At 43.8% G+C, this 6395-nt stretch carries 9 protein-coding genes and 2 rRNA genes; 6 read left to right on the forward strand and 5 right to left on the reverse strand.

From position 1 onward, the window contains the following. Window positions 1–9: 9 nt before the first annotated feature. Genes tmk through AC6RGY_RS13865 form a run of 3 tightly spaced genes read right to left on the reverse strand, consistent with a single transcriptional unit; the run spans window position 10 to window position 2347 of the window. A complete protein-coding gene (tmk, locus tag AC6RGY_RS13855) occupies window positions 10–642 on the reverse strand; it encodes a dTMP kinase (RefSeq protein ID WP_499863872.1) in 633 nt (210 codons plus the stop codon). 43 nt (window positions 643–685) lie between these two features. Beyond that, entirely contained in the window at window positions 686–2110 is a 1425-nt protein-coding gene (locus AC6RGY_RS13860) for an aminotransferase class I/II-fold pyridoxal phosphate-dependent enzyme (protein ID WP_499863874.1), read from the reverse strand. A 51-nt stretch (window positions 2111–2161) separates the two neighbouring features. Continuing rightward, window positions 2162–2347, reverse strand: coding sequence for a sigma factor G inhibitor Gin (locus AC6RGY_RS13865; protein ID WP_499863876.1), 186 nt, complete (start codon window positions 2345–2347; stop codon window positions 2162–2164). 623 nt (window positions 2348–2970) lie between these two features. Here AC6RGY_RS13865 and AC6RGY_RS13870 point away from each other — a divergent pair. From AC6RGY_RS13870 to AC6RGY_RS13895, 6 genes are read left to right on the forward strand one after another with little or no spacing between them, the layout of a single operon-like run. Beyond that, window positions 2971–3492, forward strand: a complete 522-nt coding sequence (locus AC6RGY_RS13870; RefSeq protein ID WP_499863878.1) for a hypothetical protein — start codon at window positions 2971–2973, stop codon at window positions 3490–3492. 13 nt (window positions 3493–3505) lie between these two features. Continuing rightward, window positions 3506–4015 (forward strand): hypothetical protein, encoded by a 510-nt coding sequence (locus AC6RGY_RS13875; protein ID WP_499863880.1) that lies wholly within the window; start codon window positions 3506–3508, stop codon window positions 4013–4015. Continuing rightward, window positions 4015–4560: a hypothetical protein gene (locus AC6RGY_RS13880; RefSeq protein WP_499863882.1), complete on the forward strand. Its 546-nt coding sequence runs from the start codon at window positions 4015–4017 to the stop codon at window positions 4558–4560. Before AC6RGY_RS13875 ends, AC6RGY_RS13880 begins: the two co-directional genes overlap by 1 nt. Before the next feature lie 5 nt (window positions 4561–4565). Beyond that, window positions 4566–5180: a hypothetical protein gene (locus AC6RGY_RS13885; protein ID WP_499863884.1), complete on the forward strand. Its 615-nt coding sequence runs from the start codon at window positions 4566–4568 to the stop codon at window positions 5178–5180. A 21-nt stretch (window positions 5181–5201) separates the two neighbouring features. Next, entirely contained in the window at window positions 5202–5765 is a 564-nt protein-coding gene (locus AC6RGY_RS13890) for a hypothetical protein (protein ID WP_499863886.1), read from the forward strand. Window positions 5766–5776: 11 nt separating this feature from the next. After that, window positions 5777–5944 (forward strand): hypothetical protein, encoded by a 168-nt coding sequence (locus AC6RGY_RS13895; protein WP_499863888.1) that lies wholly within the window; start codon window positions 5777–5779, stop codon window positions 5942–5944. Window positions 5945–6109: 165 nt separating this feature from the next. Here AC6RGY_RS13895 and rrf read toward each other — a convergent pair. Continuing rightward, window positions 6110–6226, reverse strand: a 5S ribosomal RNA gene (gene rrf / locus AC6RGY_RS13900). A gap of 73 nt (window positions 6227–6299) precedes the next feature. Then, window positions 6300–6395, reverse strand: a 23S ribosomal RNA gene (locus AC6RGY_RS13905); the annotation flags it as partial.

Here is a 6395-nt window from a genome sequence, read left to right on the forward strand (position 1 = left end):
CTCCCAAAGTTATGATGAAGATTGAAATCGACCCAAGATATCCATCCAAATGGCTTCCGTGATCTCTTCCCTTGGTTTTAGCGCATCCAATACTTTGAATCGATGCCCTTCGCTCCTTGCCATCTCTAAAAAACCGAGGCGTACACGCTCATGAAACTCCTGCTCTTTACTCTCAATCCGATCACTCGCTCTTCCCCTTTGTTGCAATCGTTCTTTTCCCGCTTCAGCGGATAGATCCAACAGGTAGGTGCGGTCAGGAATCAATCCCCCTGTTGCCACCTGGTTAATCGTGTGTACCTCTCTGTGATTCCATTGTAGACCATACCCTTGGTACGCCATGCTGGAGTCTATATAGCGATCACAGAGAACCACCTCTCCACGTGCTAGCGCCGGTCGTATCACCTGTTCCACCAATTGAGCTCTTGAAGCGGCATAAAGGAAAATCTCCGTACGCGCTTCCATCTCCGTCAGGTCAGGGTCTAGCAATATCGTACGAATACGATCTCCTACAGAGGTTCCCCCCGGCTCACGCGTAATCGTACAAGCCATCCCCTTTTGTTGAAGACGCTCCGCCAGGCTAGCAATCTGTGTGGACTTGCCAGCCCCTTCTGCTCCCTCTAATGTAATAAACAGTCCTTGCAATATCGGTTTCCTCCTGGATATAACATCGAATGATTGATTGTCTTTATTTTAACACGTCTACTGTCCAAGGAGGAGAGGAAGAGAGCCCTCGAATTCTTCCTCCTTCCTCGCTAAGATAACGTAAGTATTGAATCACTTCTTCCGATATTCGCTCTCCCGGTAAGATGAGTGGAATACCGGGTGGATACGGTACGATCATCTCCGCTGCCGTTCTATTCACTGCATCACGTAAATTCACCTTCTCACGCGGAGCATGAAAGATGGTATCCAGCGTAGCAACGGCCGAGCCAAGGAGTGGCATCGGTATTCCACGCGACAGGGCCCCTTCTGACCATGTTTCTATCTCCCCATCCAGCTCTTTTAGTAGGAATATCAGTTTTTCCATTTCCTCCTGGTTGGTTCCCACCGTCATAACAAAAAGAAGATGATGGGTGTCTGCCATTTCGACATAACAAGCTTGTTCTTCCAACCAATGCGCCATACGATAACCAGAAATTCCAGTCGGACCTTCCACAATGAGCTTAAGTGGATCATGTTGATGTTGAACAATAGGCTCATAAAGGTGCTTAAGCTTCCTCATTTCTTCTCGCAAACCCTTCATCTGTTGTAAGAGGCGTTCCAATTCCTCCTTTCCATACTCATACATCCATTTCCTAGCCAAATCAAGCGAAGCCATGATGGGATAGGATGGACTACTGGACTGCACGACACGCAACCACCGCCGCAAATCGGCTCGCTTCACTTGATCCGTGCACAAGTGAAGCATCGAACCCATCGTCATTGCTGGTAACATTTTGTGCGTTGATTGCACAACCAAATCGGCCCCCAGTGTGGTAGCTGAAGCAGGAAGTTGCTCGTGAAAGGCAAAGTGAGCGCCATGAGCTTCATCTACGATGAACAGCACGTTCTGCTTTTTACATACTTGCGCGATTTCTGCAATCGGCTCCACCGTTCCGTTATAGTGTGGCGAAGTAACAATGAGGGCTTTTGCATCTGGAAAGGCATGCAACGCACGCTCGATCTGTTCCCCTTGGAGAGGCTGTTGCACTCCCGTGATTTCGTCTACTATCGTACCAAGATAAATCGGCTTCACACCGGCTAATAAGCATCCATGCAGAACCGATTGATGGGCATTACGCGGAATAATCACACTCTCTCCCCGCCGACAGGTACTCAGTATAGAAGCTATATTTCCCGCTGTACTTCCACCGACAAGAAAGAAGGTTTGCTTGGCAGCAAACACTTCTGTGGCCAGCTGCTCTGCCTCAGCAATCATTGCTTGTGGGTCATGTAAATCATCCAAATGGGGCAGTTCCGTCAAATCGAGGGATAATAACGGACCATAGAACTTTCTCGCACGATCATCAAACGCTTGTCCTTGCTTATGACCTGGTACATGAAAGTTAAGCGTCTTCCTTTGTGCATGAGCCTCTAACATTTCAAACAACGGCGCACGCCTCTGATCCATCTTCTCCTCCTCCATCCCCTCTATCAATAGAAAAAGGGATCAAGTGATCCCTTAAGCATCTTTTAACCATATTTTTTTAAGCTGTTGGACATAATAAGGATACTTCAGATCTGTTACCGCTGTCTGCACTAGCTCTCGTTCGCATCTTTCACATATAAACCCTTCTAGCACCAACAGCCCTTGGTCTCGTGGCTCATCACAGATGATACAACAAGTGATCTCATCTCTATCACGCAATCGAAACCCGCCTTTTTATCCAATTTATATCCCCATTATTACCGCTTGCAAGGGAAGGCATACCTTACGAGTATACAGTGCTCCCATTATTGCAAGAGAATCTTGTATAACACCCTCTCAATCATCATGCTCTATGCAGTATATCATAGACTCAATCGTTTGTTCTTTCTCTAACAAAGACTCATTCACTCATGGTAAGAACCCCTCGGATAGTTAATAATTTATATGCCGGATTCCCCATTGTGTTTCCCCATTGAGTCAAGAAAGCACTTCTTATTTTCCAAAAGCTGTCGTCCAAGAAACATTGGCAGAATTCGTTTAGGAGGCCTCTAACAATGAGTTCGACTGATTTTCTTATCCACCTTCTCTTGTGGTTCATCATCCCTTTTTTAGCCACCGTTCGCAGTTTGATGCTTGTGGTGTACTTTTTACGAAGGGAAAGAAACGAATAATACGTTGTGCGAAGCATGAGGACTTCAATCCAGACATAATAGTAAGAAAAATCTGTTGTTTGTGACATTGTCTTTTGATAAGATTAGCTTATATATTTTATCGAAAAAGCTCCCTGCACTTTTATGTAAGCGCTATCAACTTCTTAACCGGATGGAAAGGAGGATAAAGTGATGAAAGTCAAATGGACGATTCTTACCTCCATCGTCATGCTTCTGTTCGTTTGGGTACTCTTGAGCCCCCCATCCTGGGCAGATAATGCCAATATCAATGGGATGCTACAAAAAATTGAAGAAAATAACTCTCAGTTAGGAGTGCAAAACGGAGAGATCCTGAAAAAACTAGAAGCCATTGATCAACGTTCATCCGTTACAAAAGAGATAAACGAAAAGATGATGGGGGTTCAGTCTAGTATCAATCAGCAAAATACAACCCTTGCCGATATTGAAGCGGCTACGGAAAAACAAGCTGAACTAAGTAGCAAGTTAAATGAAACGACGCAGCAACTACAGAAATATATGGGGGATATTAGTTCCCGTACGCAAAATCAACTTTCTCAAGCGAACAAGCTTCAATCCATAACGATGGATACAAAGAAAAAAATGCAACATGCATTGGCGCAAAATCAATCCCTTGAGAAAAAGCTAGCATCTGCCGCACAGAAAAGCAGAAAAGTCGAACAGTCTTTACCCTAGAGGAGGTGACATCATGATTCGCAAGTCATTGGCGATTCTCGGTATTCTCTTATTATCCCTCTTCTTAATAAACGGCATCACCATGAATCAACATTTACGAAAATTGCATGCTGGTCTAGAAGAAAACATTGATGCTATCAATCAATTAAACCATGTTCAGACTGCCACCATTGATAAAAATAATGAGATTCAAAGTCTACTCCACACGGTAGAAGACATCAATCAGGGCTTAGATGGCTCTGTCCAAACCTCCGCGGATACACTGAAACTAGCGGAAAGTGTCGTCACTTTTCAGCAAGCAACGTTGAAGTTAAACAAAGATATCCTTCGCTATTCTAATTTAACTAGTGAAGACATCGACTCGATTCATCAATCGTTGCAAGAAATTCAACCCTATATGGAAAACGTAGAAGGACTCGTTCAACAGCTCAATCAGACCTCACAGCAAGACAGAGAGCATTTACAAGAAATCCAATCGGCTACGCATTCACTCAATGAAAAAACCCCAGGGGGGCGTTTTTAATGAAAGTCTGGTTAAAGAAATGGGGGAAATGGATTAAGCCAATTCCCATACTTATGACCTTACTAGTCGCAGCTGCTGCCGCCAACACAGGCTACCAACTATGGATTCAAAAAGATATTAAGCAGAAATCAGAGTCATTAGAAGAAGCTTTAGCTAAATCATCCGAAAACTCAGCTAAAATGAATAACAACTTGAAACAAATTAAATCCTTGCAGGTAAAGGTCTCGCAATTAAAAGAAAGAATCGATCAGATTCAACAAAATACAGCTGCTCTTAACGAAGAGATCACCCTTCTCAATACCGTTGTCCGAAATATTTCGAGTGAGGCTGCTGCTGTCGATCAGAGTACAAGTGGAAATTACGATAAGTTGAAGCTTCTAGAGTCCACTATAGAGGAAAGCATTCGCACTCTCTCTTCTATGAAAAGCAGTAATAATGAGATCCTAACAACCCTCAATGAGATGAAGTCTTTACAGACACAAGTAAACCTATCTCTAAATGAGATGAATCACAAAACACGTTTCCTTCCAGAAGTGGGGAGGTGAATAGCATGCGAAAATTAATGAGGAACATCCGACGACCGCAAAAAAGAACATGGATTATCGTAGGTATGGTGAGCCTCTTCCTTCTCTGCTCTCCACTCCTCGCTCAACTAAGCGAACGCGTTATCTTTCCTTTCTTTTCTGAGCACAACCTTTTCGGTATTACCTCGGAGATGGTGGATCGAACGGAAAAAATGGTCACCGATACGGAAAATCTACAAGAGGAAATAGCAGAAGCCAGCAATACCATGAGCAACTTAGAAGAACAATCTACACTTCTTTCTCAGCAATCAAACACAAATCAATCCATCCAAGAACAAATGGAAATCCATTATGAGAAGAATATCTCAGCAGTAGAAACAATGGAAACCATTCTTCAGAGTCAACAAGAAGCCGTTGTTCATACAAGCAAATCTGCTAACACAGCTCAAGAGATCTCCACGCAGATGGGGAAGACAGTACAGCATTTTGGTTCTGTCGCTACCAATATTGAGAACATCGGTGCGACCACTGCTCAACTCAATGATGACACCAATGGTCTATTAGAAGAGCTGGATGAGTCAATCGATAATTTCCGCTACATCGCCAAAATAACCGAGTTTTTCGATCGTTTTCATCACTGAGGAAGAAAGGAGTCATCCGATGTGAAAAAAAGAACAGAAAGGTTGAATCAATCAAGCAAATCAATCGTGTGGAGACGTGTCGCTCTTATCCTCATTAATTTTGCCCTTATTGCCTTCATCTTATGGGGAACATGGCAACAAGTCCTCACACAAAAAGAGAATAATCTCGTCATGGCAGAGGTTCACTCCAATATTCAAAAAGCCATTACCCTATCTGTTGAGACGAACCAGAAGTTAGAACCTCTTCATGCCACCACCGATACGATTAAAGAGATCAACCAACAGCTCGTCACCATCCAAACCCTAATCAGCGACTCGAATCAAAATGTGGACGAAGTTATTAAAAGTGGTGACCAGATTGTGGGTAGCGTAGATGCAGTCAATCAGAATATGGAACAGGTAAATAAGCAAATGAGCTCCGTTCAAAGTGAAAACAGTGGGTTGCTCTCCATTGCCTCTGAGGTCAGCCAGCAAAGTGGAGGGCAGCATCAAACCATGAGTCAGCTTCATTCACTCACGCTCACATCAATTGACCAACTAGCGCTCTTAAATCGCAAACTAGCGCTCTTGGATTTTGAACTATAGGAGTGAACAATGTGTTTTGGAGTATCTTATACTTACTTACCTTGATTGCCATCATCGTTCTTACTGGACTGATCATTTACAGCATCGTGAAAGAAAAATCATTTGTTCGTTGGTTAGGCGGGTTGGTTGGAGTCTCCCTGTTCTACCTTGCCATCCTCTGGTTTAGTTCACTTGTGTAACATAACCGGTTAAAGACGCCTTCAACCATCTTCTCTCATTATCCTTCCACCCATCCTCACTATCCTATTGATTGATTAGACTTCATAATATCCCTGTACATCGTACATCAACAATAAAAACAGCCCTTTCACTTCGATTGAAATGAAAGGGCTATTTCTTATGGTGCCTGGCGACGACCTACTCTCCCAGGGACCTGCGTCCCAAGTACCATCGGCGCTGGAGGGCTTAACGATCGTGTTCGGTATGGGAACGAGTGGGTCCCCTCCGCCATTGCCACCAGACATATGGAATTGAAGGCACACACCTTCAAAAGTAAATACTTCATCTTCAAGTCAAGGGAGCGAGGCTTACGATTAGGGTAAGCCCTCGACCGATTCGTATCTGTCAGCTGAGCGTATTGCTACACTTACACCTCAGACCGATCTACCTCATCATCTATAAGGGGTCTTA

It is taken from the genome of Mechercharimyces mesophilus (genome assembly GCF_059818345.1).

Coding starts and splice junctions, on each gene's coding strand:
- AC6RGY_RS13860 (WP_499863874.1), bottom strand. CDS start 2,110: ATGGATCAGAGGCGTGCGCCGTTGTTTGAAATGTTAGAGGCTCATGCA.
- AC6RGY_RS13870 (WP_499863878.1), top strand. CDS start 2,971: ATGAAAGTCAAATGGACGATTCTTACCTCCATCGTCATGCTTCTGTTC.
- AC6RGY_RS13875 (WP_499863880.1), top strand. CDS start 3,506: ATGATTCGCAAGTCATTGGCGATTCTCGGTATTCTCTTATTATCCCTC.
- AC6RGY_RS13880 (WP_499863882.1), top strand. CDS start 4,015: ATGAAAGTCTGGTTAAAGAAATGGGGGAAATGGATTAAGCCAATTCCC.
- AC6RGY_RS13885 (WP_499863884.1), top strand. CDS start 4,566: ATGCGAAAATTAATGAGGAACATCCGACGACCGCAAAAAAGAACATGG.